The sequence below is a fragment of the Azospirillum sp. BE72 genome (genome assembly GCF_031455875.1).
Taxonomy (GTDB): domain Bacteria; phylum Pseudomonadota; class Alphaproteobacteria; order Azospirillales; family Azospirillaceae; genus Azospirillum.
Genome location: NZ_JAVDTO010000006.1, coordinates 179,478 through 204,061 on the forward strand (window position 1 = coordinate 179,478; position 24,584 = coordinate 204,061).

Here is a 24,584-nt window from a genome sequence, read left to right on the forward strand (position 1 = left end):
CCCTCTGGGTATGGTCAGGCAGCGTCGGTGAGCGGCTCGAACCGGAAATCCTCGGCCGTCCGGCGCACATAGCCGGTGTGGGGAGCGCCGAAATGGGCGGGGAACACCAGGGCGTTGCGGTCGGCGGCATGGTCCAGCAGCCGGCGGCGGGTCGCCACGGCCTGCGCCTGGTCCTCGCAGAAGCGGCTGTTCCAGTCGGGGCGGCACACCTGCATCGGCTGGTGCAGGCAATCGCCGGTGAAGTAGGCGGCGTGGTGGCCGGACTCCAGGCGGACGAACATCTGCCCGGCGGTGTGGCCGGGGGCCAATTCGACCGACAGCCCGTCGAGGATGCGGTCGCCGTCCTCGATCAGGTCGACCTGTCCGGCTTCCCACACCGGCATGACGCTGTCCTCCATCACCGGGCCGTTGCCGGGCATGCCGACCAGACCGCCTTCGGGGCTGCGCCAGTGCTTGAACTCTTGCGCGCCGTAGATGTAGCGGGCGTTCGGGAAGGTCGGGACCCAGCGCCCATCGACCAGCTGCGTGTTCCAGCCGACATGGTCGATGTGCAGATGGGTGTTGATGACCAGCGTCACGTCCTCCGGCCGCACGCCGGCATCGGCGAGGTGGCGCAGATAGGGCTTGTCCAGCATGTGGAAGCGCTCGAAGCCCGGCGTGTGGCGTTCCTTGTGGTTGCCGCAGCCGGTGTCGACCAGGATCACATGGCGGTCGGTGCGGATCAGCCAGCTGTGCATGCTCGACATCAGGCGCCGCGACGCCGGGTCGAGGAAATTCGGTTCGGCCAGATCGGGGTTCCGGGTCAGGATCGCCTCGTCATAGGCTGGAAACAGGAAGCCGGGGTCGAAACCCGGCGTCAGCATTTCCTCGATCCGCGTGACCGTGAACGCACCCAGGGCGATGGTTTGCATTGTCCTCCCCTCGTGCAGGGTGCCGGCGGCCGGGTCTCGAAACACTGAAAGACCGCGGCGGGCCGGAGCATGGGGCGCCGGCCATCTGCCGGGGCGATGGCGGCGCGCTTGTTCTGTTTGTTCGCTAAGGAAACCATTTGCGCTCTACAGTGTCAACAGGCAAAAATGGTGTCACTGTTTGACACGGGCGGTCGACTGCGTCAGGGATGGTGGAAAGGGGTTGCGCAACCGCGCGGGCACCTTCAATGCTACCGGCGCACTGCACCTGTGACGGGATCAGCGCGACTGCGCCGCCATCCACCGGCTGTGCCGGACACCGGGGCTTCCGCCTGGCATCGGGGCACGCGACATCCATAAGGGGCTTGAACGTATGGACACCGAACAGGACGACAACCAGGGCGCGGAAAAGAACGGCCTCAGCGTTCGCGCCGTGTCGCGCGCTCTGGCCGTGCTGCGCAGCTTCTATCAGGAAGGGCCGACGCTGACCCTGACCGAGGTCGCGAGCGCCGCGAAGCTCGACAAGGGGACGGCGCGGCGCATCTTGCTGACGCTGGTGCAGGACGGCTTCGCCGCCTTCGATGCGCAGAGCCAGAAATACAGCCTGGGTCTGGAGATCCTGAAGCTGGCGGGGGCGGTGCCGGAACGCCGCGACCTGCGCCAGATCGCCTCCACCATCCTGTCGCGGCTGGCGAAAACCACCGGCAGCACCGTGTTCCTGTCGGTCTACCATGACGGATCGGCGGTGTGCCTGGACCAGTTCCACAGCGACCGCTCGGTGGAGGTGCGCTGGTGGATCGTCGGCGGGCAGTTGCCGATGAATTGCGGCGCGGCCCCGCGCGTGCTGCTGGCCTATCTGCCGGAGGCGGAGGTCGAACGGGTGCTGGCGCGCGGGACCACCCGCCTAACCCCCCACACCACCACCGATCCCCGCCAACTGGCGAAGGAACTGGAGGGGGTGCGGGAGCGCGGATGGTCGATGGCGGTCGACGACGTGATCGAGGGGCTGGCCGCCATCGCGATGCCGTTGTTCGACCCGGACGGACGGCTGATCGCGGCGGTCAGCCTGACCGGCCTGACCCCCCACATCGTCCGCAACGGCCAGCCCAATTTCCTGGACGACATGCGCGGCGCGGTGCGGGAGATCTCGTCCAACCTCTATTCGCTGTCGGCCCCGCCGCTGCACCGGGCTGCCCGCGCGCAATCCGTGCTCGGGGGGTGATGGCGGGGCCGATGGCGGTTGGGGTGCTGTGTCGCTCTATGCTACCGGGTGCGAATTGGCGGCAGAGTCGCCACGCAGGAAGGCGGCGTAGCGGGCGATGGTCGCGGCCACGGCGTCCGCCGCTTGGCCGGGATACCAGACCGTGGCCGGGGTCGGCGTGACCTCCGTGCCCGCCGGCGCCAGTTGCTTTGCCTCGGCCAGCCCTTCGACCAGCATGTCGGCAGGACCGGCGCAGATCAGCGCCGGCCGGGTCAGGAGCGGCAGGCGGGCACGGGTGTCATAGTGGAAGGCGGCGCGGTAGGAGCGGTCGTAATGGGCGCCGCTCGCCAGCAGGCCCATGGTCCAATCATGCAGCACCGCCGCGTCGGGAACGCCGATGGCGCGGGCGGCGGCACGCTCCTGCCTGTACCACGGCCAGAACAGGAACATGTCGCGCCGCATGTTCCAGGCCTGGAGCAGGTGCAGGCCCCAGCGGTCGGCGACCAGCGGCGGGAAATAGTGGGTCAGGATGTCGGCGCTGAAGTCGGGCGGAATCAGCACCGGCGCCTCCAGCACCGCGCGGCCGACGCGATCGGGATGGCGGACCGTCAGTTCCAGCGCCACCAGCGCGCCCGTGTGGGTGCCCCACAGATCGAAGCGGTCGAGGCCGAGCGCATCGGCAACCGCCAGCGCATCCTCGGCCAGCATGCCGATATCGACCGCGCGGTCGGGCTTGTCGGACTCGCCGTTGCCGAGATAGTCGGGGGCGATGACTTCCCATCCCGGCGCCAGCCCGTGCAGCAGCGGCAGCAGCGGCTTCGAGGATCCGGGGGCCGATTGCAGTGCCAGCAGCGGCCGGCCGCGGCCGGCCCGGCGCAGATGGACGCGGCCCTGCGGCGTGTCGGCATAATCGTGCCAGACCCGCAGCGGATCGGAGAAGGGCTGCGTCGGCGGCAAGGCTTTGGCATCGGGCCGGCCTGACACCATGGCCGACAGGGCTTTGGCCGCCACGTCGAAGTCTTCGACACAGACGATGCCGGCCCGGTCGGTGAGTTTCGGCATGGCGTCGAGGCACAGGTTCCACAGCGCCTCATAACGATGAGGCGCTGCCGAGGCGGTGCGCAGCATCGCGTCCAGTGCGGCGGAGTCGGGCAGGGGGGCGCCCTGTGCGGCCGGATGACGGGCGTCGCGCGGCTCCAGAACATGGGCATCGCGCAGATGCGCCCACAGCACGGCCAGGTGGGTGCCGTCGTCGCGCGCAGCCAGCGGGGCGGGCGTCAGGCGGCGTTGCGTCCAGCCTTCGGCGGCCGCAGCATCGGCGAGCAGGATCGCATCGGGGCGCCAGTTCGATTCGCTGTTCTGCAGCGCGACGGCCAACGGTGCCGCAAGGTCGAAGACGAGCAGGGGGCAGGGGGGAAGGCGCAGCGCGCCAGCGGCCTCCGCGATGACGCGCGCCAAGCCGGTGGTGTCCTCCGCCCACACGCCGCTCGACCCGCCGGTTCCCGGCAGATCGACCGCGGTGACGGTCCAGCCCGGCAGGTCGCGGGCCAACTGGTCGGCGCGGGTGGAGGCGGCGGCGATCAGGCCGGGCAGCACCAGCAGGTCGGGGCCGGACCCGCTGCGCCAGACGCGCAGCTGGCCTTGTCCGATGGTCACGTAATGGGGTGTCGACATGGATGTCCTCCCGGTCGGCAGGCGGCGAATGCCTGCATTTCTTGGTGCGAAGGGGATGGGAGTGCCGCGGGGGCCGCTGCCGGCAATTTGTTGCCATCGCGGACTGTGCCGCTGTTTGACACTCAGTTCATAGAATGACATAGTCTGACGAAGATCGACAAGGGCGGTGCCGGTTCATGGAGGGTTGCAGCACGTAGGTCTGATCGGCTGCTGAAGCCCCTCTCCCCTTGCGGGAGAGGGGTTGGGGTGAGGGGATGCAAACTTGAACTTGCACCGGCCTTGCGGCCGGCCACCCCTCATCCCAACCCTTCTCCCGCAAGGGGAGAAGGGCTTCCGTGAAGGAAAGCGGCTGCTCCGGCGCTAGGCGCGGTAACCCTGCTCTTCATGCGCGGAGTTCCGCGGCTGCGGCACCGGCCCGTTCTTGGAATCCAACGAAATTGTCAGGGAGGAACGGCATGGCCTGGCCGGAAGGAACGGGCATTCCCAAACGGCGCGAGCTGCTTTTCGGCACGCGTCTCGTACCATGCTACAGCGAACGTCCGGCGACCATCGACGCCATGTTCCGCGACGCCGTGTCCCGCCGGCCCGATGGCGAGGCCTTGGTGGATGGCGAACGGCGCTACAGCTATGCCCAGCTTGACGGATTGGTGACGCGGGCTGTTGCCGGGCTGGCGGCGCGGGGGGTAAGGCCGGGCGAGCGCATGGCCCTGGTGATGAGCAACCGGGCGGAATTCCTGATCGCGCTGCTGGCGGCGGCGCGGGCCGGCATCGTCGCGGTACCGATCAGCGCGCGCGAACAGCGGCCGGGCATCGCCGGGATCCTGAACGATTGCGACGCCTCCGTCATGGTCCATGACGCCGCACTCGCCGACCGCATGCCCACCGCCGAAGAGGTGCCGTCACTGGCCCTGCGGCTGTCGGCCGGCGGTGCGGTGGAGGGCTGCCGGCCGTTCGAGGAGTTGCTGGAAGCCGACATCCCGCTTCCAAGCCCGGCGGCGGAGCAGGGCGAGGAGGACACCGCCGTCATTCTCTACACCTCCGGGACCACGGGGAAGCCGAAGGGCGCGCTGCTGGCCCATGTGAACATCATCCACTCCGCCATGCATTTCGAGGAATGCTGGGATTATCGCGAGGGAGAGCGGGCGGTGCTGGCGGTGCCGGCCTCGCATGTCACCGGGCTGGTCGCCGTGGTGATGGCGATGATCCGGGGCGCCGGCTGCACGGTGATGATGCCGGCCTTCGACGTCGCCGGCTTCCTGGAACTGGCGAGCCGGGAGCGCATGACCACCACCGTGCTGGTCCCGGCGATGTACAATCTCTGCCTGCTGCGCGCCGATTTCAGCCGCTACGACCTGTCGTCCTGGCGGATCGGCGGCTTCGGCGGCGCGCCGATGCCGGAAGCGACGGTGGAGGCGATGGCGGAGCGGCTGCCCGACCTGCATCTGCTGAACGCCTACGGTTCCACCGAATGCGCCACCATCATCAGCGTGGTCCCCATCGGCCACACCCGCGCCTGCCTGGATTCGGTCGGCATGTGCGTGCCCTGCGGTGACCTGCGCATCATCGACGAACAGGGCCGCGAATGCCCGCCGGGGGTGAGCGGGGAGGTGTGGATCCGCGGGCCGATGACCATCCGCGGCTATTGGAACCGCGAGGATGCCACGCGCGACAGCTTCGTCGACGGCTATTGGCGGTCGGGCGACATCGGGGCGCTGGATGCGCAGGGCTATCTGCGGCTCTACGACCGCAAGAACGACGTCATCAACCGCGGCGGCCACAAGATCTACAGTGTGGAGGTCGAAAACCTGCTGGTTCGCCATGCCGACGTGGTGGAGGCGGCGGTGGTCGCCCATCCCGATCCGGTGCTGGGCGAGAAGATCCACGTCTTCGTCATCTCCAAGTCCGGCAAGCTGACCGAAGAGCAGGTGCGCGACTTCTGCCGGGCCAATCTCGCCGACTACAAGGTGCCCGACTATGTGACCCTGCTGGGCGACGCGCTGCCGCGCAACGCCAACGGCAAGGTGACCAAGCGCGTGCTGCGCGATCAGGTCACCGCGGCGTAAGCCCTGCTCAGGAGGACGGGTGGATCACCGAGCGGTCGATCTCGGCCAGGGTCGCGCGGCCGGTCAGCGCCATCGCGACCTCCAGCTCGGTCTGGAGCAGGGTCAGCATGTGGGCCACGCCGGCCAGCCCACCGACCGCCAGCGCGTGCAGCACCGGCTGGCCGACCAGCACGGCATCGGCGCCGAGGGCCAGCGCCTTCAGGATGTCGGTGCCGCGGCGGATGCCGCCGTCCATCAGCACCGGCAGGCGGCGGGCGGCCTTGGCGGCGACCGCCGGCAGCGCGTCGATGGTGGCGGGCAGGGTGTCCAGCGTCCTGCCGCCATGGTTGGAGACGATGAGGCCGCCGGCCCCCGCCGATATGGCAGGATCCACGTCGTCGGGGTTGAGGATGCCCTTGAGCAGGACGGGCAGGGCGGTTTCTCCGCACAGCCACGCCACCGTCTCCCAGGTCGGGGCGGCGTGGAGCATGCCCTGGAACACCGGACTGCCGGGCCGGGCCGGCCTGAAGCCGTCGGGGGCGAGGCCGGCGAGGTTGACCGGCGCGATAGTGGGCGGCAGGCGGAAGCCGGCGCGCTGTTCCATGTTGCGCATGCCGTTGACCGGCGCATCCACCGTCAGGACCAGGGCGCGGCACCCGGCATCCTCCGCCCGCCGCAGCAGGGTCAGCGTGTCCTCCCGCCGTGGCTGGGTGTAGAGCTGGAACCACAGCGGTGCCGAAGCCCGCCGGGCGATCTCGTCGATGCGCACGCTGGCCTGGGTGCTGACGGTCATCCAGCTGCGCGTCAGGCCGGCGGCCTCCACCGTCGCCAACTCGCCGTCGGGATGGACCAGCTTGTGATAGGCCATCGGCGCCAGGATGATCGGGTAATCGAGCGTCTCGCCGAACAGGCTTGAGCTTGCGGTGGCGTTGGACAGGTCGCGCAGCACACGCGGCATCAGGCGCAGGCGGTCGAAGGCCTCGCGGTTGGCGCGCTGGGTGATGCCGTCCGCCCCGGCGCCGCCGATATAGGCGCGGGTGGCCGGATCGACGCGATCGTTGAAGTGGCGTTCATAGTCGAACAGCGAAACAGTGTCGGGCGGAACGCTCATCGGCGGCTTTCCTGCGGGGAGCCGGGGTCGGCGAGTGCCGCGGCTTGCGCGGCCAACGCCTGGATCCGCGGGTCGGGGTGCGGCGCCAGTGCCGTGGCCATGCTGCGGTAGAAGTCGGGGAAGCCGCTGTCGAGCGCAAGGCGGAACCAGCGCAGCGCCTCGCCGCACAGGCCGTCGAGCAGAAGCATGCGGGCATAATTGAAGCGGCCCCAGCAGTCGCCGCCCTCCGCCGCCGCCTTGAACAGGGCGCGGGCCGCTGCATCATCGGCGGGCACCGCGCGGCCGCTCTCGTGGAACAGGCCCAGCATGTTCAGCGCCTTGGCGTTCCCCTTGGCGGCGGAAGCGGCGTAGAGGCGGTAGGCGGCCTCGTCATCGGCGGGAATGCCGACGCCGCGGCAATGGAGATCGGCCAGATTGAACAGCGCCCAGCCGTCGCCGAGATCGGCGGCCTTGCGGTAATGGGCGGCGGCCTGGGCCGGATCGGCGGGAACGCCCCAGCCATGTTCAAGGCAGCGGCCCAGCATGTTGATGGCGCGCGCGTCACCGCCGCGCGCGGCGCTGCGGAACCAGCCATAGGCCTGTTCGCCCTCACCGCGGTCGAGGCAGGACTGTCCGAGCGCCAACAGCGTGTCCGCAACGCTCAACCCCGGCATATCAGCCCGCGCACGCTCCGCCATCACACCTCCGCCCAGCGGCGCAGCAGGTTGTGGTAGTGGTTGACCAGCGACAGCACGGCGTGGTGGCCGTCGCCCAGTTCCTGCCGCAGCTCGATGATCGCCATGTCGAGGTCGTAGAGCATGGCGCGCAGCCCGTCGTCGCGCACCATCGACTGGGTGAAGAAGAAGGAGGCCCAGCGGGAGCCGCGCGTCACCGGGCTGACCTGATGCAGGCTGCTGGACGGATAGACCACGGCGTGGCCGGCCGGCAGCTTGACCGATTTGGTGCCGTAGGTGTCCTCGACGATCAGCTCGCCGCCGTCGTAATCCTCGGGATCGCTGAGGAAGATGGTGGTCGAAACGTCGGCCCGCATGCGCATCCCGCCGGTGCCGGGGATGGCGCGGATGCTGTTGTCGACATGATAGCCGTAGGTCATCGTCCGGTCATAACGGTTGAACATCGGCGGCAGGACCCGGAGCGGCAGGACGGCGGAATTGAAGGCCGGGCTGCGGGCGAGCGCGCGCAGGATGACGACGCCGAGTTCCCGCGCGGTCTCGCTTTCCTCGGGGATCTGCAGGTTGTGCTTGGCGCCGGCGGCCTGATCGCCCGCGGTGACGCGCCCGTCGACCCAGGGCGAGGCTTCCAGCACCGCACGGCACTGCGCGACCTCGTCCGCGGTGAGGATGTCGGGGATCTGCAGGAGCACGTGAGAAGGTCCTTGTGATGGGGTGAAGGGGGAAGCACCGCGTGTGGTTTCGAGAATCCTCGCCGCGCGTCCCCCTCACCCTAACCCTCTCCCCGGGGGGAGAGGGAACTTTCAGAACGTCAGCCCCGTCGTCAGCATGACGGTGCGGCCGGAGGCCGGGACCGCGCGGACGGCGTTGAAGGCCGAGCTGTAGTTGCGATGGTCGGTCAGGTTGTAGCCGTTCAGGGCCACGGAGACGTTGCGGTATTCGTAGGACACCACCGCATCGGTCGAGAAGGTGTGGGGAACGCGGGCGGTGTTGGCGCTGTCCGACCAGTATTCCGACGCCACCTGCAGGCCGCCGCCGACCGTGAACTTGCCGGGGATGCCGGCATTGAACTCGTAGGTCGTCCACAGGCTTGCATTGTGCTTCGGCACGTTGGGGGCCACCTTGCCGACCAGCGCCGGGTTGGTGCGGGACTCCGTCACCTTGCCGTTCAGGTAGGCGTAGTTGGTGTAGATGTTCCAGTGCTCCGTCACCTTGCCGCTGATGCTGGCCTCGAAGCCGCGGACCCGGACGCCGAGACCGGATTCGGAGAAGCCGTCGGTGACGGTGCCGGTGGCGGGATCGACCGAGTAGGTGTTCGACTTCTCGGCCTGGAAGATGGCGCCGCTGACGCCCAGGCGGCCGTTCAGGAAATCGGCCTTGCCGCCGATCTCGTACAGGTCGGTCTGCTCCGGATCGAAGCTGCGGGCGCCGTTCGGCGTCTCCGCCGTGCCGTTGGTGACCGCCGCGGCGATGTCGGTGCCGATCGGCTTGTAGGAGCGCGAGTAGGAGACATAGACCGACGAATCCGGGGTCGGTTCATAGATCAGGCTGACCGACGGGCTCCAGGTGCGATCCGATGCCGAACCGCCGGCGATCGCCGGATCGGCGGCGCTGAAGCTGGTGCGGAAATAGTCCCAGCGCAGGCCGCCCTGGACCGACAGCGTGTCGAACAGCCACACGCGGTCGGTGACGAACAGCCCGGCGTTGGTCACGCTGGCTTCGCGCCCGCCGGCCGCCGGATAGAGGATGGCGGTGTTCGCGGCGTAGCTGTGCGACGGGCTGCGAACGGTCTGGGTGTTGGTGCGGTTGACCCAGCTGCCGGATTCGCGCTTGTCGCGCTGATGGCTGACGTCCAGCCCGCCGTTCAGCGAGTGGCGCATGCCGAACAGTTCGCCGTTCACCTTGGCGCCGGTGACGTTCTGGACGCCGAAGCCCTGCTGCTTGAAGGCCATGCCGCCGCCGGCGCCATAGGTCAGCGCCGGGTTGCGGCCGGCCAGGAACTGGGTGGCGGCGGCACCGGTGAGCGACGCCGGGTTGGTGGCGGCGAAATTGCGCTCGTAATGGCTGAAGCGGGAGTCGTTGTAGACCGACAGCGCCTTGTTCACCTCATGCGCGAAGGTCGAGGTGAGGATATGGTTCTCGGTGTCGTCGCGGTCGAGGTTGCGGACGTAGGAGGTCGAGCGGTCCAGGCCGAACTCCCCGGCGGGACGGAAGATGCCGTCGCGGCCCTGCACCATCGGCTGGCCCATGTCGGGCGTCTTCTCGCCCTTCAGGTAGGCGTAGTTCAGGTGCCAGGTGGTCGGCGTGCCCAGGCCCAGGCCCAGGTCGGCGGCGATGCCGCGCCGGTCGGCTTCCACCTCGTCGCGGTCGGCGACGTTCTGGGTGTGGTAGAGGCCGTTCACCCGCAGCGCCGCGGTGTCGCCGAGCGGCTGGTTGATGTCCACCGTGGTGCGGTAGGTCGGGCCAGTGCCGACCGACTGGTCGATCTGGACCTTCGGCTGCAGCGACGCCTTCTTGGTGCCCTGGTTGATCACGCCGCCGGAGTTGCCGACACCGAAGCCGTTGCCCGATGGGCCTTTGAAGACCTGCACCGTCTCGGTGTTGAAGACGTCGTGGGTGTAGACGCCGAAGTCCTTCAGGCCGTCGGTGTAGATGTCGCCGCGGGCGGTCAGGCCGCGGATGCGGAACTGGTCGCCGTTCTGGCCGCCGTTGCCTTCACCGGTCGAGATGGTGATGCCCGGCACGTTGCGCAGGGTCTGTTCCAGCGAGGTGGCGCGCTGCTGCTCGATGATCTCCTGTGGCACGACGTTGACGACGCGCGGCGTGTCCTTGACCGTCTCCGGCAGGCGGGAAACGCCGGTGGGGGCGGCGTTGACGTTGCCGGTTTCCGGCGCCACCGCATCGACCTTGATCGAATCGAGCTGGAGGGCGTCGGTGGAGGAGCGCTGCGGCGTCGGACCCGTCCCCGGAGCGCCCGTTCCCGTGCCGGCCGTCTGCGCATCGGCCGTCGCCGGCAGGGCGAAGGTCATGGCCAGGCTGGCGGTGGCGGCCGCACCGGCCAGAAGGGGTCTCAGTCCGTTGGGGGACGTGGTCTGTCGCATCAAGCTCTCCCGAAATGCGCCGAGGTGATCGGACGATCGCTGGACCGCCTTCTACCAATGGGATAGCTGCCTCCTACAACAGACGAAATTCAGAATCATTCTAAATTGCAAAATCGCCAACCTACCAAAGCGGGTGCGGATGAGATTCTCTGCGCCACAAGGGCGTGGAGAGGCACCCGGCACCCATGAGGGAACGCTGCCGGGGGAGGTTTATGTTTCCCTTTCATGTCAGTGCCTTAGGATTGACTGATGCGGCGATTCCGGTGTCCTGGAGCGACGGCGGTGGACGCCGGATTCAGCCATGTTGCTGAAATATCACGCCGTTAATAAGAATGATTTGCATCCGCATCGCGGCTCAGCGTGATTGACGTTGCTTCCACAGATAGTCCGCCTTGGCCATTGCCTCATCGAACCCGCCGCCGTCGCCGGGCAGCGAAAACAGGGCGAAGGCCGCGGTGCCGACGATGATCCGCTCTGCCCGCGCATCGCGCATCGCACCGGTCCACACACCTTGCCAGTATTCCAGGCTGGTGCCGCGCGGCCGGGGCGTGGCCGGCGGCTCCGCCATGCGGGAGGGGAGGGCGAGGTCGTTCGGCTCGCCGTCGATCAGGCGATGGATGGTGGCCGGGCGGAAGGGCGTGTATTGGGCGACGTCGCGCACGCTGCCCAGCACGGAGATATGAGACAAGCCCAGCAGGCGCGCGGTGTCGCGATGCAGTTCGCGGTGCGACGGCTTGGTCACGCCCAGCAGGCTGGTGCGCCCGCCCGCCGGCCTCAGCAGATGGACCGCCTCCAGGGCTACGTTGCGGAATTGGGTCAGCCGATGCAGGCCGATCAGCCGATGGATCTGGGGGGCGAGCGCCGTCAGCGGAACATAGGCGATCCGCTGTGTCGCCAGAGCGGCGCCGATGTCGTCCACGGTCGAGCAGACCGGGATCCCGAGCGCGGCGGCCACCACCTCGTACCGCCCGGCGGCGGGGCCGCTGCCGGTGTTGCCGTGCAGAAGGACGCGGTGCCCGGCCTGCGCCACCAGCTTGGCGGCGTGAAAGAACCAGGGCGGATTGTGGTAGTTGGGCGAGGTGAAACAGGGCCAGTCGAGGTCGGCTTCAAGCCGGGATGCCGGTCCGGAGGCGTGCGTCCCGCCAAAGCGGCCTTCGAACCGGGCGGCGACATGACCCTGCATCGCCCGCACGAAGCCGGCGAGTTCCGGCGCGGTGGCGCCGCGTACGCGCATCATGCCGAACAGCGCGCCGGTCTGGATCGGGTCCGCCTCGCCGGCCAGGACGATGGCCATCGCCTCTTCCGCTTCCTCCATGGTCAGCGGGCGGCCATGGCCGCCGCCGGCAATGCCGAGAACGCCGATGTTCCGGGCCAGCCGGTCATGGGGGGAACTGCTCTCGCCGACCCGATCGAGATTGGCGGCCACCTCCGCCGGGGAGGGCTGGCCGTCCAGCAGGTTGGCCGGCCGCGTCGCCAGCGGCGGGACCGGAACGGAGGACGGGACGTTCCATCCAGGATCGAAGGGCTCGTCCTGCCGGCTGGCGACCGTCGGCTGGAACAGCTCGTCGATGGCCGCCGCCAATGCCTGCACCTTCGGCCGCAGCGCCTCGGCGAAGGGGGTGGGGACGAGGCCCCGGCCGGAGCGGACGAACAGCGGATCGCCGAACTCCTCCCGCATCTGGCCGAGCAGTCGGCTGAGCGCCGGCGTCTGCATGTCCAGCTGACGGGCGGCCAGCGTGACGTTCCGCTTCGACAGAAGGGCGTCCAGCGCCACGATCATACGCCCGCGCGTCAATTTGTCGCTCGCTTGGCCCGCTCCCCGGCGGGATTCGAGCCGGTCCGCAGGCGCGGGGGGACGATCGCTCATGGTGCCCATATGGTGCTCTCTCCGATCCCTTGGTCAGGCTGGGGTCCCTTGCAGTTTGACGATAATGATACGCAGTCGCGAATCGGCGCAAGCCGTTGCGGTGTTTACTTGAAGGCCAGCAGGATCACTCCGGCGGCGATCAGGACGACGCCGAGCCAATTCGGCGCCGACAGCTTTTCACCGAGGAACATGACGCCGAACAGGGCGACCAGCACCACGCTGAGCTTGTCGACGGGCGCCACCTGCGAGGCGGGACCGAGCTTCAGCGCACGGAAATAGCAGAGCCAGGATGCCCCGGTGGCAAGGCCCGACAGGACCAGGAACAGCCAGGTCTTTCCCGACACGGCCGAGGGCGACAGCGACTGGCCCGACGAGACGACGATGCCGATCAGCATCAGGAAGATGACGGCGGTCCGGATCAGCGTCGCCATGTCGGAGCCGACGCCCTCCACCCCGACCTTGGCGAAGATGGCGGTCAGCGCCGCGAAGCAGGCCGACAACAGGGCCCACAGCATCCAGGACGGAAACAGGCCATCGGTCATTCTCTTGATTTCCTTCCTCTTTCCCACGGCGGTCGCAAAGGCGCAGGTGGCACCCGAGGCATGGAGCCTGCAACGGATGCGGTGGTTCCGGGAAGCCGGCTCGCCGCCGCGTGGCCGCCATCCGCGCTGCGTCGGATCGCCCCAGGCGGAAGTTTTTGCAAGTGAGAATTAGAGTCGTTAGCATGTGCCATCGGACCGGTCCGGGGGGCGCACCGGTCCTGCCTGCCCGCCCGGACCTGTCCTGCGCCCGTCGGCGTCCGCAGGTTCGGCGCATTCCGGATAATTTTGGGAGTTGTGATGACCATCGTGACGCGCCGCAGGGATCTGTTGACGGCAGGTCTGGCGATTGGGGTTTCCGGCTTGGCGCCCTTCCTGATGCCGCGTGCGGCCTTCGGCCAGACCGCCGCCGCCGGCACCATCCGCCATTCCCAGGGCGAGACGAAGCTGCCCAAGGCGGTCAACAAGGTGCTGTGCTTCGACATGGCGTCGCTCGACACGCTGGATGCGCTGGGCGTTCCGGTGGCGGGCGTGCCGACCCAGTCGAAGCCGGCTTACCTCGCCAAGTATGACGGCCCCGGCTATGCCAGGATCGGCACGCTGTTCGATCCGGACTACGAGGCGGTGAACGCCGCCCAGCCCGACCTGATCGTCGTCGGCGGCCGGTCCGCCCCGAAATACGCCGAGCTGTCGGCCATCGCCCCCACCATCGACCTGACGGTGAAGCCGGAGCGCTTCTTCGACAGCGCGCTGGAGAATGCCGACATCCTGGGCCGCATCTTCGGCAAGGGCGCCGAGGTGAAGGCACGTGCCGACAAGCTGCGCGCATCGGTGGCCGAGGTGAAGTCGATCGCCGCCGGGGCGGGCAAGGGCCTGCTGATTCTGACCACCGGCGGCAAGATCAGCGCCTATGGTCCGGGGTCGCGCTTCGGCGTGCTCCACACCGAATATGGCGTGGTGCCGGCGGCCGAGAAGCTCGACACCTCCAACCACGGGCAGGCGGTCAACTTCGAGTTCATCCTGCAGACCAATCCGGACTGGCTGTTCGTGCTCGACCGCGATTCCGCCATCGGGCGGGAGGGCCAGTCGGCAAAGCAGTTGCTGGACAACGACATCGTGCGCCGGACCACCGCATGGCGGAAGGGGCAGGTGGTCTATCTGAACGCGGCGAACTGGTACCTGATCGGCGGCGGGCTGAATGCCATGCAGCAGGATGCCGACGACATCAAGGCGGCCCTGACGGGAAAGGCGTGACGATGCCCGCCTTCGCTATCGCTTCCGGTGGTGGGTCGCCGGCATGAGGGGGCTTGTCCTGGCTGCCGCCGGCGTCACCGCGCTGGCGGCGGCCAGCCTGTTCGTCGGCGTCAGCGACGTGACGATCGGCGCTCTGCTGGGCGGAGCCTCGGACGAGGCGACGCAGGTGCTGCTGGCCAGCCGCATCCCGCGCACGCTTGCCCTGGTCCTGGCCGGGGCCGGCATGGCGGTGTCGGGCCTGATCCTGCAGATGCTCGCCCGCAACAAGTTCGTGGAGCCGTCCACCGCCGGGACAGCGGAATCGGCGGTGTTCGGCATGCTGATGGTGACGCTGCTGGCGCCGGAAACGCCGATGCTGGGCCGGATGCTGGTGGCGGGCGCCTGCGCGCTGGCCGGAACCGCCCTGTTCCTGGGCATTTTGCGGCGGATGCCGCTGCGCTCGCCGCTGATCGTGCCGCTGGTCGGCATCATGCTGGGGGCGGTCATCACCGCCTCGACGGAGTTCGTCGCCTACCGCTTCGACATGCTGCAGTCGGTGCGGGCATGGGAGACCGGCGATTTTTCCGGCGTGCTGCGCGGGCGCTACGAACTGCTGTGGATCGGCGCCGTGCTGACCGCCGTCGCCTATGCCGCGGCGGACCGCTTCACCGTCGCCGGACTGGGGGAGGATTTCACCACCAACCTGGGCCTGAACCACCGGCGCGTGGTATCGCTTGGGCTGGTCATCGTGTCGCTGGTGACGGCGGCGGTGATCGCCACCTGCGGCATGATCCCGTTCCTGGGCCTGATCGTGCCCAATCTGATCAGCCTGATGCGCGGCGACAACATGCGCCGCTCGTTGCCCTGGGTGGCGCTGTTCGGCGCCGGACTGGTGCTGGCCTGCGACATCGCCGGCCGGCTGGTGATCCGCCCCTACGAGATCCCCATCGGCACGACCATGGGCATCGTCGGCAGCGCGATCTTCCTTTACCTGCTGCTGCGGAAGAACCGCCATGCCGTCTGATCGCCGTTCGCTGCCTCCGACCGTCCTGATCGCAGGCCTGGGCGGGCTGGCGGCCGCGTCCATCGTCCTGTTCATGACCGTCGGCGCGAAGGGAAGCTGGAGCTTCATCCTGACCTTCCGCGGCACCAAGGTCGCGGCGATGGTGCTGGTCGGCTGGGCCATCGCCATGTCGACCGTGCTGTTCCAGACCATCACCAACAACCGGATCCTGACCCCGTCGATCATGGGGTTCGACGCGCTGTACCGGCTGATCCAGACGGTTCTGGTGTTCCAACTGGGATCCGCGGCGGTGGCGGCCTTCGACCCGCGCCTGCGCTTCGGGATCGAGGTCGCGGCGATGGTGGCCTTTTCCTGGCTGCTCTATCGCTGGCTGTTCTCGGGAAGCCTGCGCGGGCTTCACCTGCTGATGCTGGTCGGCATCGTCTTCGGCGTGCTGTTCCGCAGCCTCACCAGCTTCCTGTACCGGGTGATCGACCCCAACGAGTTCCTGGTGGTGCAGGACCGGATGTTCGCCAGCTTCAACCGGTTGGACAGCCAGCTTCTGGCGGTCTCGGCGCTGGTGGTGCTGGCGGTGTCGGTGGTGGTGTGGCGCAAGGCCGGCGTGCTGGACGTTCTGGCGCTGGGACGCGACGCCGCCATCAACCTGGGCGTCGATCACCGGCGCGAGGTGATGCGGGTGCTGGTGATGGTGTCGGTGCTGGTCGCCGTCTCCACCGCGCTGGTCGGCCCGGTCACATTCTTCGGCCTGCTGGTCGCCAACCTGGCCTATCTGCTGGTGGATACGCATCGGCACCGTCTGATCCTGCCGGTGGCGGCGCTGGTCGCCATCCTGGTCCTGATGAGCGGCCAACTCGTCCTGGAACGGCTGCTGGGCTTCAACGGAGCGCTCAGCATCGTCATCGAGTTCCTGGGCGGAATCGTCTTCCTGATCATCCTTGTGCGGAGAGCGGCCCGATGATCGAGGTCCGGAATGCCAGCAAGTCCTATGGCGAAACCCTGGTGGTGGACGACGTGTCGATCACGCTGCCGGCCGGCGGCGTGATCTCGCTGATCGGGGCGAACGGAGCGGGGAAATCGACCCTGCTGTCGATGATCAGCCGCCTGCTGCCGGTGCCCGCCGGCACGGTGACGGTGGAGGGCATGGACGTCGCGACGACGCCCGGCGACGTGCTGGCGCGGCACCTGTCGATCCTGCGGCAGGACAACCAGATGACCGCGCGTCTGACCGTGCGCGACCTGATCGCCTTCGGCCGCTATCCCCACAGCAAGGGGCGGTTGACGGTGGAGGACCAGGGCCATATCGAGCGGGTGATTCGCTATCTGGAACTGGAGGCGGTCGCCCACCGCTTCCTGGACGAGCTGTCGGGCGGGCAGCGCCAGCGCGCCTTCATCGCCATGGTGCTGTGCCAGGACACCGACTATGTCCTGCTGGACGAACCGCTGAACAATCTGGACGTCAAGCACGCGGTGGCGATGATGAAGCTGTTCCGCCGCACCGCCGACGAGTTCCGCAAGACCATCATCCTGGTGCTGCACGACATCAACTTCGCCTCCTGCTATTCGGACCGGATCGTGGCGATGCGCAACGGCCGCATCGCCCATCAGGGTCCGCCGGAGGACATCATCACCCCCTGCGTCATCCGCGACGTCTATGGCGTGGAGGCCGACATCCACGAGATCGACGGCAAGCGCGTGGCGCTGTACTTCCGTTAGCTCAATCGTCCCAGGGCTTCGGATCCGGGCGGGTGTCGGGCGGCAGCAGGTCGTTGGTGTCCCAGCTCAGCATCAGCAGCAGCACCCATTCCGCCCGGTTGGAGAAGCCGTATTGCGGCCCGCTGGAGGAGACCAGCGAACCGGTGTTCTTGTCGTAGGCGGTGGCGGCGATCTTGGCGACGCCCTGCGTCAGCTCCTTCTTGAACAGCGAGATCTCCGGGGTGGAGGAGGTGCCGCTGACCGGCATCGGGATGTCGATGCTGGGAATGCCGAGAAGCGAGCTTTCGCTGTCCACCGACAGGGCGCCGACCCGCAGTTCCACGACGGTGGCGGCGGTGTCGCGCGTCTGGGCCATGGCGGCGCCGTGGCGCAGCAGGGCGTCGCGGACGGCGAAGACGGCGTATTTGGTGTCGTAGCCTTCGACGCCGCTGGCATCGACATAGACGCTGCCCTTCACCGCCAGCCGGCCGGCCAGACGCTCCGCCGCCTGGTCCGCGGCGGTGGAGATCAGAAGCTGTTCGGTGGCGGAGCGGGCAGGCGTGGTGACATGCGCGGTCGAGCATCCGGCGAGACCAAACCCAACGGCGGCGAATAGTATGGGGACGATGGTCCGATATAGACGGCGCCATGCCCTATCGAGGCTTAGTCCTGGCATGTGAAATGAAACTGTCCGCTTGCCGAACATCGAGCTTTTCCTGGCCTTTATCATCGGTGCTCGCACTGGTTGCAGGACGGCACCTGAAGCGGCCTATCCAGACCGACGCGTCCGCTTCGGTCAATGGCGCAGATGTTCAGGTCGGGCGCTATGCGCTTGGAGCAAGCCGACGGACCCGACCTTGCGCGAAGGTCAGAGACCTATGGAAATCGGCGCGATTTGCGCAGCGCCGATATTGATAATCATTCGCACTCCTGCTATCAGCGACGGACGGGCTTTTCCCGTTCCCACCCTCAGGCTTCCTGAACCCGGCCCCAACCCATTCTGGACGGACATGGCATCCAATCGGGCTTCCGATCGGACTTCGGATATGGCCTCCCACATGCGCCGCCTGCTGGTCGATGGCCTGTTCCGGCAGCACAATTCAGGTCTGCTGCGCTTCCTCGTCCGCCGGCTGGGCTGCAAGGAAAGTGCTGCCGATGCCGCGCAGGAGGTCTATCTGCGCCTGATGCGCTTTGCCGGAGCCGGACCGATCAACCATGAGACGTCCTACCTGTATGCCGCCGCCGCCAACGTCGCGTCCGACCTTGCCCGCGCCCGCCGGGCGGAGGAGCAGTGCGCGGCCGGCGACCTGCCGGATTGCCTGCCCGACCCGGCCGGCGCGGCCGAGACGGCGCGGCCGGACGATGCCGCCGCCGCTCGCCAGCGGGTGCGCTTGATGCAAGCGGTGGTGGACGAACTGCCGCCGCGCTGCCGCGAAGTGTTCCTGCTCAACAAGGTCGACGGGCTGAGCCATGGCGAGATTGCGAATCGCCTTGGAATTTCGCGCAACATGGTGGAAAAGCACATCATCAAGGCGCTGCTGCATTGCCGGCAGAGGCTGGGCGACGGCACAGGCGACCAACCGTAGGGGTACTCCGTCCTTGGGCGTCAGGGAAGGGGCGCCTTTCCAGGTCCAATACGGTATGGGTCCAGCGAGCGTCAGGAACAGGCGATGACCTCCGATCATAAATGCGCATCGGGAACCGCACCGGATACTCTCACCGAAGAGGCGGCGCGGCGTCTCGTACGCCTGCAGTCCGACGCGGTGACGGACGCCGAACGCCGCGATACCGAGGCGTGGCTCGCCGCCAGTCCGCAGCACCGCGCGGCCTTCGACGGCCTGCGCGCCGTATGGAGCGCGCTGGACAGGATACCCGACCCGTGTCCGGCGGCGTCCGTTGTGCCAATGCGCCGGAACCGCCCCGCCCGTTCCTCCCTCAGCCGCCGTTTCGCCCCGCTGGCTTTGCTGGCTGCGAGCGTTGCCATTGCTGCGGTCTTCGGTCCCGCAACGCTGGACCGCCTGGGCAGCGACCACAGCACCGCGGCAGGGGAGCGGCGCACCGTGACGCTTGCCGACGGATCGCAAGTCCAGCTCAACACCGACAGCGCCATCGCGGTGGATTTCAGCGGTCCGAGCCGCCGCGTGACCCTTCGCCGGGGCGAGGCCTTTTTCACGGTCACGTCCGACCGCAGTCGTCCCTTCGAGGTGACGGCGATGGGCGCGGTCACCCGCGTGGTCGGCACGCGCTTCGCCGTGCGCCGGATGGACGGCTCCACCCGCGTGGCGGTGGAGGAGGGTACGGTCGAAGTCCACTGCCCCGCCGGCATGGCGTCGGTGGAGGACGGCGTCCGCCTGACCGCGGGTGAGACCGTGCGTTATGAGCAGGGCGCCTGCCCAGTGCGCGAGACCGGACTGAACGTCGCCCGTCTGACGGCATGGCGCGACGGCCGCGTCGTCTTCGACGACCGCAGCCTCAGCGAGGTGGTGGGGGAGTTGAACCGCTACCGGCCGGGTCCCATCGTCCTGCTCGATTCCAAGCTGGGCGAAAGGCGGGTCACCGGCGTCTTCGATGTCCGCGATCCCGACCGCGCCCTGTCCGCCATCGAACAGGTACTGCCCGTCCGCGTCCACCGCATCGCCGGCTACTTCGCCGTCCTGACCGGGCGGGAGGGGTGAGCGGACTCGCGATCAGGTGATGTCGTCGAGGTCGACACGCAGTGCATCGGCGATCCGCTTCAACACGTCTACCGCGCCGATCCGGGAACCCGCCTCGATCTGGGACACGTATGCCTGCTTCAACCCGGCGGCGGCGCCCAACTGGGCTTGTGTCAGGCCCCTGTATTCCCGGAACACCTTCACTGGATGCTCGCCACCAAGCAGACGGTCGGCCACATCCGCAGGATAGGTTTCCGGCTTTGCGGCCTGATAGGCATCAAAGGCACGAAGGCCGATCGCTTCGTCAGCGGCTTCCAGAAGCCGTTCGTATTCTGCGATCGGCAGCACCGCGAAAGCGGGCCGGCCCTGGTCGTCCCTGATGATCTGAGCGGGGTTAGTCATAAATGTCTCCTCTCGGGCCGATCTCGATAACGATCAGGACCAGAACGCCGGCTTCTATCGTATAGATCACCCGCCAGTCTTCGACGCGAAGCCGATAGCCGTCGCGGCCCTTCAACTTCTTCACATTGCGTGCCTTTGCCGGATCGGCAGCAATGACGGTTCCCAGCGAAATGTGACTTTCGAGCGCTCCTCGAATTGCCCACCGGCAGGCTTCGTGAGAATAATTCGCAAAATCGTCAAAACGGACGTCAGGGGTTTCGCGGCTCAGCCGGTCTTATCGGTCAGGAGGATCCCGGCTTGGCCTTGGCAACGGGCGGCGGGATCGATCGAAAAGCGACGAGACGACGATGGCGAGCGACATTCGGACGGCGGCGGGCAAGGGCCTGCATCCGCTGCGACATTCCCTGCGGCATTACCTTCCCGGCAAGACCCTGCGCGTCCTGCTGCTGGCGACCATGGCCGGCGTGGCGATGGGCAGCGGGGCGGCTTACGCCCAGCCGGGCGCGGTGAGCGATGCACGCCAGTACGACATCCCGGCGCAGCCGCTGTCCTCCGCGCTGACCGACTTCGCCAGCAAGGCGGGCATCCAGCTTCTCTACAGCTCCGACATGGCGGCGAACCTGCGGTCGCCGGGGGTCAGCGGGCGGCTTTCGGTGGATCAGGCCCTGCCGAAGTTGCTGCAGGGGACCGGCCTGACCTGGCGCTACACCGATGCCGGCACGGTGACGCTGCTGCCGACCCCAGCGGTTTCCGGCGATGCGGGCAGCGCCATCCAGTTGCCGGAGGTCAATGTCCAGGCCACCGCGTGGCGGAGCTGGCAACCGGTGGACGGCTATGTCGCGGGGGTGACCACCACTGGCACCAAGACCGACACGCCGCTGATCGAATCGCCGCAGTCGGTCAGCGTGGTGACGCGCGACCAGATGGACGACCAGGGATCGCAGACGGTGTCGCAGACCCTGCGCTACACCCCCGGCGTCCTGGCGGAGGTGCGGCCCAGCGCCCGCTACGACAGCGTGTTCGTGCGCGGCTTCGGCGGGCAGGGCGCCGGTGCGGCCTATGTCAACTTCCTGGACGGACTGCGGCAACAGCGCAGCATCTCCTACGCCATCCCCACCGTCGATCCCTGGCTGCTGGAGCGCATCGAGATCCTGCGCGGTCCGGCCTCCGTCCTCTACGGGCAGGCGGGTTCGGGCGGCATCGTCAATCTGGTCAGCCGGCGCCCGACCGAAACCGACACGCACGAGGTGCGGGTGGAGGCCGGCAGCAACAACCGGCTGCAGACCATGTTCGATACCGGCGGCAAGCTGACGGAGGATGGGCAGTTCCTGTACCGCCTGACCGGCATCGGCCGCAAATCGGGAACGCAGTTCGACGATGTGGACGACGACCGCATCGCCATCGCGCCGGCCATCACCTGGAAGCCGACGTCCGACACCAGCCTGACCGTGCTCGCCAGCTATCAGCGCGACCCGGAGGGTGGATTCTACAACTTCGCGCCTGCCGTGGGCACCGTGCTGCCGAACCGCAACGGCAAGCTCGGTTCCGGCTTCTATGCCGGCGATCCGGCCTACGACAACTACACGCGCAATTCGGCGTCCATCGGCTACCAGTTCGAACACCGGCTGAGCGACGTGTGGACCCTGCGGCAGAACGCCCGCTACAACCACGTCAACTCGTCCTTCAACGCCATCTCCTTCTCGTCGCTGCAGGCCAACCAGCGCACGGCCAACCGGTCGATCAGCGACGTCAACGACATGGCCAACACGGTGGCCATCGACAATCAGGCGCAGGCCACGGTGATGACCGGGCCGGTCGACCACACGCTGCTGTTCGGCACCGATTGGTCGCGCGGCTTCGCCCGCCGCGATCTGGGCCAGTTCACCGGCGTGACCGTGCCGACGATGGACATCTTCAACCCGGTCTACGGCTACAGCTATCCCACCGCGCGCAGCGTGCAGACCACGCGCCAGATCCAGACGCAGCTGGGCTTCTATGCGCAGGATCAGGTCGCCTACGAGAATTGGCGCCTGACCGTCGGCCTGCGCCACGACCGCGCCGACAGCGAGACGACGGTCCTGACCTCCAACAACAGCCGGACCAGTCAGTCGGACAACGCCTTCACTTGGCGGGCCGGGCTGCTCTACCTGTTCGACAACGGCATCACGCCTTACGTCAATTACTCGACCAGCTTCCTGCCGAACTCCGGCAGCTATTCGCCGGCGCGCGGCGGCAGCGCCTTCAGCCCGACCAAGGGCGAGCAGTATGAGGCCGGCGTCAAGTATCAGCCACCGGGCATGAACAGCTTCATCCAGCTGGCTGGCTATTCCATCCGCCAGCGCGACGTGCTGACCGTCGATCCGCTGAACAATCTCTACAGCGTCCAGACCGGCGAGATCCGCTCCCGCGGCATCGAACTGGAAGGGCGGGCGAGCCTGACCAGCAGCCTGGACCTGATCGGCGCCTACAGCTACATCGACGCCGAGGTGACGAAGTCCAACACGGCCGGGGTCGCCGGCAACCGCGTGCCGCAGGTGCCGCATCACATGGCGAGCGGCTGGGTCAACTACCGCTTCCAGAGCGGCCCGCTCGCCGGGCTGGAACTGGGCGGCGGCGTCCGCTATGTCGGTCCGACCGCCGGCAACGACGTGAACAGCTTCGAGGTGCCGGGCTACACGCTGGCCGATGCGGCGATCCGCTACGACCTGGGCGCCCTGAAGACGGAGTTGACGGGAGCGGAGCTGACGCTGAACGTCACCAACCTGTTCGACAAGGAGTTCGTGTCCAGCTGTTCCAGCGCCACCGCCTGCTTCTTCGGCGACCGGCGGCTGGTGCTGGCGGGGGTGCGCTACAAATGGTGAGTGATCGGATGCTGAATGATAGGACGATGACGCGGCGCGGCCTGATCGGCGCGTCGATTGCGACGGCTGCCGCGGCTGCCGACCTGATGCTGTGCGGTCCCGTCGCCGCCGGGGAGCCCGTGGCGGTGACGCTGCCCCGCACGGTGCAGTGGGACATGACTGCCGGCGGCGACCCGGCCCGGCCATACCGCATCTTCGCCTCCTGGCCGGAAACCGCGCCGCCGCCGGAAGGCTGGCCAGTGCTGTATCTGCTGGACGGCAACAGCATCTTCGGCACGGCGACCGAGGCGATGCGGGTGGTCGGCGGGCATGGCGCTGCGGTGGGCATCCCGCCGGCCCTGGTGATCGCCATCGGCTACCCGACGGATAAAGCGTTCGACATGCCCCGGCGCGGACGGGACTATACGCCGCCGGCCGCCGGAGCGCCGGCCGGGTCCGGCGGGGCCGACGCCTTCCTGGACTTCATCGAAGGCGAACTGAAGCCGGAGGTGGAGCGGCGCTTCCGCGTCGACCGCAGCCGCCAGACCCTGTTCGGCCATTCCTATGGCGGGCTGTTCGTTCTGCATGCGCTGTTCACGCGCTGCGAGGCGTTCCAGCGCTTCGTCGCCGCCAGCCCGTCGATCTGGTGGCAGGACCGCGCCATCCTGGAGGAGGAACGCCGCTTCACCGACGCCCTTCCGCCGGCCGCCGCCACGCGCAGCCTGCTGGTGACTGTCGGCGAGAACGAGTTGCAGGCCCCGCCCGGCGAGCCGCCCGACCCGGCGCGCGAGGAGCGGCGGCGCAAGGCGCGGATGGAGGACAACGCGCGCGAACTGGCGGAGCGGCTGGCGGCGCTGGGCCCGCGCGGGCCGGCAGTGAGCTTCGTGTCCTTCGCGGGCGAGAACCATGGCTCCGTCATTCCGGCGGCGGTCAGCCGCGCGGTGGCCGTGGCGCTCCGGCGTTAGCGGGAGCCCTCAGCGGGTCGGCAGGCGGTCGAGCTGGTCGGGGTTGGGGGTGCCGTTCGCCCGCAGCAGGACCGCCTCGCCCGATGCCGGGAAGATGCCGGTCAGTGCGGTGACGGTGACCTGATGCGTCACCAGCACGACCGGCTGGCCGTCGCGCGGCAGGTCGGCCAGGAACTGGCGCAGTTCGGTGATCTTGTCCTTTTCCTCTTCCGGCCGGCGGATGAAGGAGTTGAGGGCGGACATCTCAGTCACCGGGCCGAGCTCCAGCAGCCGCGCGGTCTCCAGGCAGCGGCACCATTGGCTGGACAGCACGCGGGCCTTGGCGATGCCGAGCTGCCGCAGCCGCTCGCCGATACGCTTGGCCTGGGCGCGGCCGTCGTCGCTGAGGTTGCGCTGGGTCGCGCAGTCGTCCAGCGTGAATCCGGGCGGGTCGCCGGTGCCCGGAGCCTCCGCATGGCGCATCAGCACGAGGAGACCGGCGGTCTCCACCGCGGCGGCCGGGAGTGGGCCGGCCAGGGCGGCAAGCAGCGCGGCGGCAAGAGCCATCAGGGTGCGGCGGGGAACGCGCGTCGATATGGGCATCGGCATCTCCGTTGGCGGTGCGGCTCTCCGCCATCCCCTTGCCGGGACGGCGGCCCACCCCATGTGTGGCGAGGATGC

22 protein-coding genes are annotated in these 24,584 nt (G+C 68.2%); 10 read left to right on the forward strand and 12 right to left on the reverse strand.

Annotation, left to right across the window (positions count from 1 at the left end):
• Positions 1-14: 14 nt before the first annotated feature.
• Positions 15-911: an MBL fold metallo-hydrolase gene (locus tag J2Y49_RS18195; RefSeq protein ID WP_310116285.1), complete on the reverse strand. Its 897-nt coding sequence runs from the start codon at positions 909-911 to the stop codon at positions 15-17.
• A gap of 370 nt (positions 912-1,281) precedes the next feature.
• On the opposite strand from J2Y49_RS18195, the gene J2Y49_RS18200 reads away from it, so the two are divergent.
• The gene (locus tag J2Y49_RS18200; RefSeq protein ID WP_310116286.1) at positions 1,282-2,130 is read left to right on the forward strand and encodes an IclR family transcriptional regulator; all 849 of its coding nucleotides are present in this window, start codon (positions 1,282-1,284) and stop codon (positions 2,128-2,130) included.
• Positions 2,131-2,166: 36 nt separating this feature from the next.
• On the opposite strand, the gene J2Y49_RS18205 is transcribed toward J2Y49_RS18200, so the two are convergent.
• The gene (locus J2Y49_RS18205) at positions 2,167-3,783 is read right to left on the reverse strand and encodes an alpha/beta hydrolase (protein WP_310116287.1); all 1,617 of its coding nucleotides are present in this window, start codon (positions 3,781-3,783) and stop codon (positions 2,167-2,169) included.
• Positions 3,784-4,238: 455 nt separating this feature from the next.
• Between J2Y49_RS18205 and J2Y49_RS18210 the strand changes: the two genes are divergently transcribed.
• A complete protein-coding gene (locus tag J2Y49_RS18210) occupies positions 4,239-5,846 on the forward strand; it encodes a class I adenylate-forming enzyme family protein (protein WP_310116288.1) in 1,608 nt (535 codons plus the stop codon).
• A gap of 7 nt (positions 5,847-5,853) precedes the next feature.
• On the opposite strand, the gene J2Y49_RS18215 is transcribed toward J2Y49_RS18210, so the two are convergent.
• From J2Y49_RS18215 to J2Y49_RS18240, 6 genes are all read right to left on the reverse strand, one after another.
• Positions 5,854-6,936, reverse strand: a complete 1,083-nt coding sequence (locus J2Y49_RS18215) for an alpha-hydroxy acid oxidase (protein ID WP_310116289.1) — start codon at positions 6,934-6,936, stop codon at positions 5,854-5,856.
• A complete protein-coding gene (locus J2Y49_RS18220) occupies positions 6,933-7,613 on the reverse strand; it encodes a tetratricopeptide repeat protein (protein ID WP_310116290.1) in 681 nt (226 codons plus the stop codon). The genes J2Y49_RS18215 and J2Y49_RS18220 overlap by 4 nt, the downstream gene beginning before the upstream one ends.
• Positions 7,613-8,299 carry a Fe2+-dependent dioxygenase gene (locus J2Y49_RS18225; RefSeq protein ID WP_310116291.1) on the reverse strand — a complete coding sequence of 229 codons (687 nt, stop codon included), beginning with the start codon at positions 8,297-8,299 and terminating at the stop codon, positions 7,613-7,615. Before J2Y49_RS18225 ends, J2Y49_RS18220 begins: the two co-directional genes overlap by 1 nt.
• 111 nt (positions 8,300-8,410) lie before the next feature.
• On the reverse strand, positions 8,411-10,708 hold the full coding sequence (locus tag J2Y49_RS18230) for a TonB-dependent siderophore receptor (RefSeq protein ID WP_310116292.1): 2,298 nt from the start codon (positions 10,706-10,708) through the stop codon (positions 8,411-8,413).
• A gap of 355 nt (positions 10,709-11,063) precedes the next feature.
• Complete coding sequence (locus J2Y49_RS18235; protein WP_310116293.1) at positions 11,064-12,503, reverse strand: glycosyl transferase family protein; 1,440 nt, start codon at positions 12,501-12,503, stop codon at positions 11,064-11,066.
• A gap of 176 nt (positions 12,504-12,679) precedes the next feature.
• Positions 12,680-13,117 (reverse strand): EamA family transporter, encoded by a 438-nt coding sequence (locus J2Y49_RS18240; RefSeq protein ID WP_310116294.1) that lies wholly within the window; start codon positions 13,115-13,117, stop codon positions 12,680-12,682.
• A gap of 297 nt (positions 13,118-13,414) precedes the next feature.
• On the opposite strand from J2Y49_RS18240, the gene J2Y49_RS18245 reads away from it, so the two are divergent.
• The 4 genes from J2Y49_RS18245 to J2Y49_RS18260 are packed head-to-tail and all read left to right on the forward strand — an operon-like array spanning position 13,415 to position 17,084.
• Positions 13,415-14,368: a siderophore ABC transporter substrate-binding protein gene (locus J2Y49_RS18245; protein WP_310116295.1), complete on the forward strand. Its 954-nt coding sequence runs from the start codon at positions 13,415-13,417 to the stop codon at positions 14,366-14,368.
• Between the two features lie 43 nt (positions 14,369-14,411).
• Positions 14,412-15,371 carry an ABC transporter permease gene (locus tag J2Y49_RS18250; RefSeq protein WP_310116296.1) on the forward strand — a complete coding sequence of 320 codons (960 nt, stop codon included), beginning with the start codon at positions 14,412-14,414 and terminating at the stop codon, positions 15,369-15,371.
• Positions 15,361-16,329: an iron chelate uptake ABC transporter family permease subunit gene (locus J2Y49_RS18255; protein ID WP_310116297.1), complete on the forward strand. Its 969-nt coding sequence runs from the start codon at positions 15,361-15,363 to the stop codon at positions 16,327-16,329. Before J2Y49_RS18250 ends, J2Y49_RS18255 begins: the two co-directional genes overlap by 11 nt.
• A complete protein-coding gene (locus tag J2Y49_RS18260; RefSeq protein WP_310116298.1) occupies positions 16,326-17,084 on the forward strand; it encodes an ATP-binding cassette domain-containing protein in 759 nt (252 codons plus the stop codon). The genes J2Y49_RS18255 and J2Y49_RS18260 overlap by 4 nt, the downstream gene beginning before the upstream one ends.
• A 1-nt stretch (position 17,085) precedes the next feature.
• Here the strand turns inward: J2Y49_RS18260 and J2Y49_RS18265 are convergent, their stop codons facing one another.
• A complete protein-coding gene (locus J2Y49_RS18265; RefSeq protein WP_310116299.1) occupies positions 17,086-17,739 on the reverse strand; it encodes a DUF6655 family protein in 654 nt (217 codons plus the stop codon).
• A 370-nt stretch (positions 17,740-18,109) separates the two neighbouring features.
• Between J2Y49_RS18265 and J2Y49_RS18270 the strand changes: the two genes are divergently transcribed.
• Together J2Y49_RS18270 and J2Y49_RS18275 are read left to right on the forward strand one after the other, a co-directional pair.
• On the forward strand, positions 18,110-18,649 hold the full coding sequence (locus J2Y49_RS18270; protein ID WP_310116300.1) for a sigma-70 family RNA polymerase sigma factor: 540 nt from the start codon (positions 18,110-18,112) through the stop codon (positions 18,647-18,649).
• An 84-nt stretch (positions 18,650-18,733) separates the two neighbouring features.
• Positions 18,734-19,738 (forward strand): FecR family protein, encoded by a 1,005-nt coding sequence (locus tag J2Y49_RS18275; protein WP_310116301.1) that lies wholly within the window; start codon positions 18,734-18,736, stop codon positions 19,736-19,738.
• Between the two features lie 12 nt (positions 19,739-19,750).
• On the opposite strand, the gene J2Y49_RS18280 is transcribed toward J2Y49_RS18275, so the two are convergent.
• Together J2Y49_RS18280 and J2Y49_RS18285 are read right to left on the reverse strand one after the other, a co-directional pair.
• On the reverse strand, positions 19,751-20,119 hold the full coding sequence (locus J2Y49_RS18280; protein WP_310116302.1) for a helix-turn-helix transcriptional regulator: 369 nt from the start codon (positions 20,117-20,119) through the stop codon (positions 19,751-19,753).
• Entirely contained in the window at positions 20,112-20,243 is a 132-nt protein-coding gene (locus J2Y49_RS18285; protein ID WP_310116303.1) for a type II toxin-antitoxin system RelE/ParE family toxin, read from the reverse strand. Before J2Y49_RS18285 ends, J2Y49_RS18280 begins: the two co-directional genes overlap by 8 nt.
• A 223-nt stretch (positions 20,244-20,466) precedes the next feature.
• Between J2Y49_RS18285 and J2Y49_RS18290 the strand changes: the two genes are divergently transcribed.
• Both J2Y49_RS18290 and J2Y49_RS18295 read left to right on the forward strand, forming a co-directional pair.
• On the forward strand, positions 20,467-22,980 hold the full coding sequence (locus tag J2Y49_RS18290) for a TonB-dependent siderophore receptor (protein WP_310116304.1): 2,514 nt from the start codon (positions 20,467-20,469) through the stop codon (positions 22,978-22,980).
• A 26-nt stretch (positions 22,981-23,006) separates the two neighbouring features.
• Positions 23,007-23,924 carry an alpha/beta hydrolase-fold protein gene (locus J2Y49_RS18295; protein WP_310116305.1) on the forward strand — a complete coding sequence of 306 codons (918 nt, stop codon included), beginning with the start codon at positions 23,007-23,009 and terminating at the stop codon, positions 23,922-23,924.
• 9 nt (positions 23,925-23,933) lie between these two features.
• Here the strand turns inward: J2Y49_RS18295 and J2Y49_RS18300 are convergent, their stop codons facing one another.
• Complete coding sequence (locus tag J2Y49_RS18300; RefSeq protein ID WP_310116306.1) at positions 23,934-24,506, reverse strand: histidine phosphatase family protein; 573 nt, start codon at positions 24,504-24,506, stop codon at positions 23,934-23,936.
• Positions 24,507-24,584: the final 78 nt, after the last annotated feature.

Bases quoted from the DNA above. Each gene is read 5' to 3' on its own strand.
- J2Y49_RS18195 (WP_310116285.1), bottom strand. From the start codon at position 911: ATGCAAACCATCGCCCTGGGTGCGTTCACGGTCACGCGGATCGAGGAA.
- J2Y49_RS18200 (WP_310116286.1), top strand. From the start codon at position 1,282: ATGGACACCGAACAGGACGACAACCAGGGCGCGGAAAAGAACGGCCTC.
- J2Y49_RS18205 (WP_310116287.1), bottom strand. From the start codon at position 3,783: ATGTCGACACCCCATTACGTGACCATCGGACAAGGCCAGCTGCGCGTC.
- J2Y49_RS18210 (WP_310116288.1), top strand. From the start codon at position 4,239: ATGGCCTGGCCGGAAGGAACGGGCATTCCCAAACGGCGCGAGCTGCTT.
- J2Y49_RS18215 (WP_310116289.1), bottom strand. From the start codon at position 6,936: ATGAGCGTTCCGCCCGACACTGTTTCGCTGTTCGACTATGAACGCCAC.
- J2Y49_RS18220 (WP_310116290.1), bottom strand. From the start codon at position 7,613: ATGGCGGAGCGTGCGCGGGCTGATATGCCGGGGTTGAGCGTTGCGGAC.
- J2Y49_RS18230 (WP_310116292.1), bottom strand. From the start codon at position 10,708: ATGCGACAGACCACGTCCCCCAACGGACTGAGACCCCTTCTGGCCGGT.
- J2Y49_RS18240 (WP_310116294.1), bottom strand. From the start codon at position 13,117: ATGACCGATGGCCTGTTTCCGTCCTGGATGCTGTGGGCCCTGTTGTCG.
- J2Y49_RS18245 (WP_310116295.1), top strand. From the start codon at position 13,415: ATGACCATCGTGACGCGCCGCAGGGATCTGTTGACGGCAGGTCTGGCG.
- J2Y49_RS18250 (WP_310116296.1), top strand. From the start codon at position 14,412: ATGAGGGGGCTTGTCCTGGCTGCCGCCGGCGTCACCGCGCTGGCGGCG.
- J2Y49_RS18255 (WP_310116297.1), top strand. From the start codon at position 15,361: ATGCCGTCTGATCGCCGTTCGCTGCCTCCGACCGTCCTGATCGCAGGC.
- J2Y49_RS18260 (WP_310116298.1), top strand. From the start codon at position 16,326: ATGATCGAGGTCCGGAATGCCAGCAAGTCCTATGGCGAAACCCTGGTG.
- J2Y49_RS18265 (WP_310116299.1), bottom strand. From the start codon at position 17,739: ATGCCAGGACTAAGCCTCGATAGGGCATGGCGCCGTCTATATCGGACC.
- J2Y49_RS18270 (WP_310116300.1), top strand. From the start codon at position 18,110: ATGGCCTCCCACATGCGCCGCCTGCTGGTCGATGGCCTGTTCCGGCAG.
- J2Y49_RS18275 (WP_310116301.1), top strand. From the start codon at position 18,734: ATGACCTCCGATCATAAATGCGCATCGGGAACCGCACCGGATACTCTC.
- J2Y49_RS18280 (WP_310116302.1), bottom strand. From the start codon at position 20,119: ATGACTAACCCCGCTCAGATCATCAGGGACGACCAGGGCCGGCCCGCT.
- J2Y49_RS18290 (WP_310116304.1), top strand. From the start codon at position 20,467: ATGGCGAGCGACATTCGGACGGCGGCGGGCAAGGGCCTGCATCCGCTG.
- J2Y49_RS18295 (WP_310116305.1), top strand. From the start codon at position 23,007: ATGACGCGGCGCGGCCTGATCGGCGCGTCGATTGCGACGGCTGCCGCG.
- J2Y49_RS18300 (WP_310116306.1), bottom strand. From the start codon at position 24,506: ATGCCCATATCGACGCGCGTTCCCCGCCGCACCCTGATGGCTCTTGCC.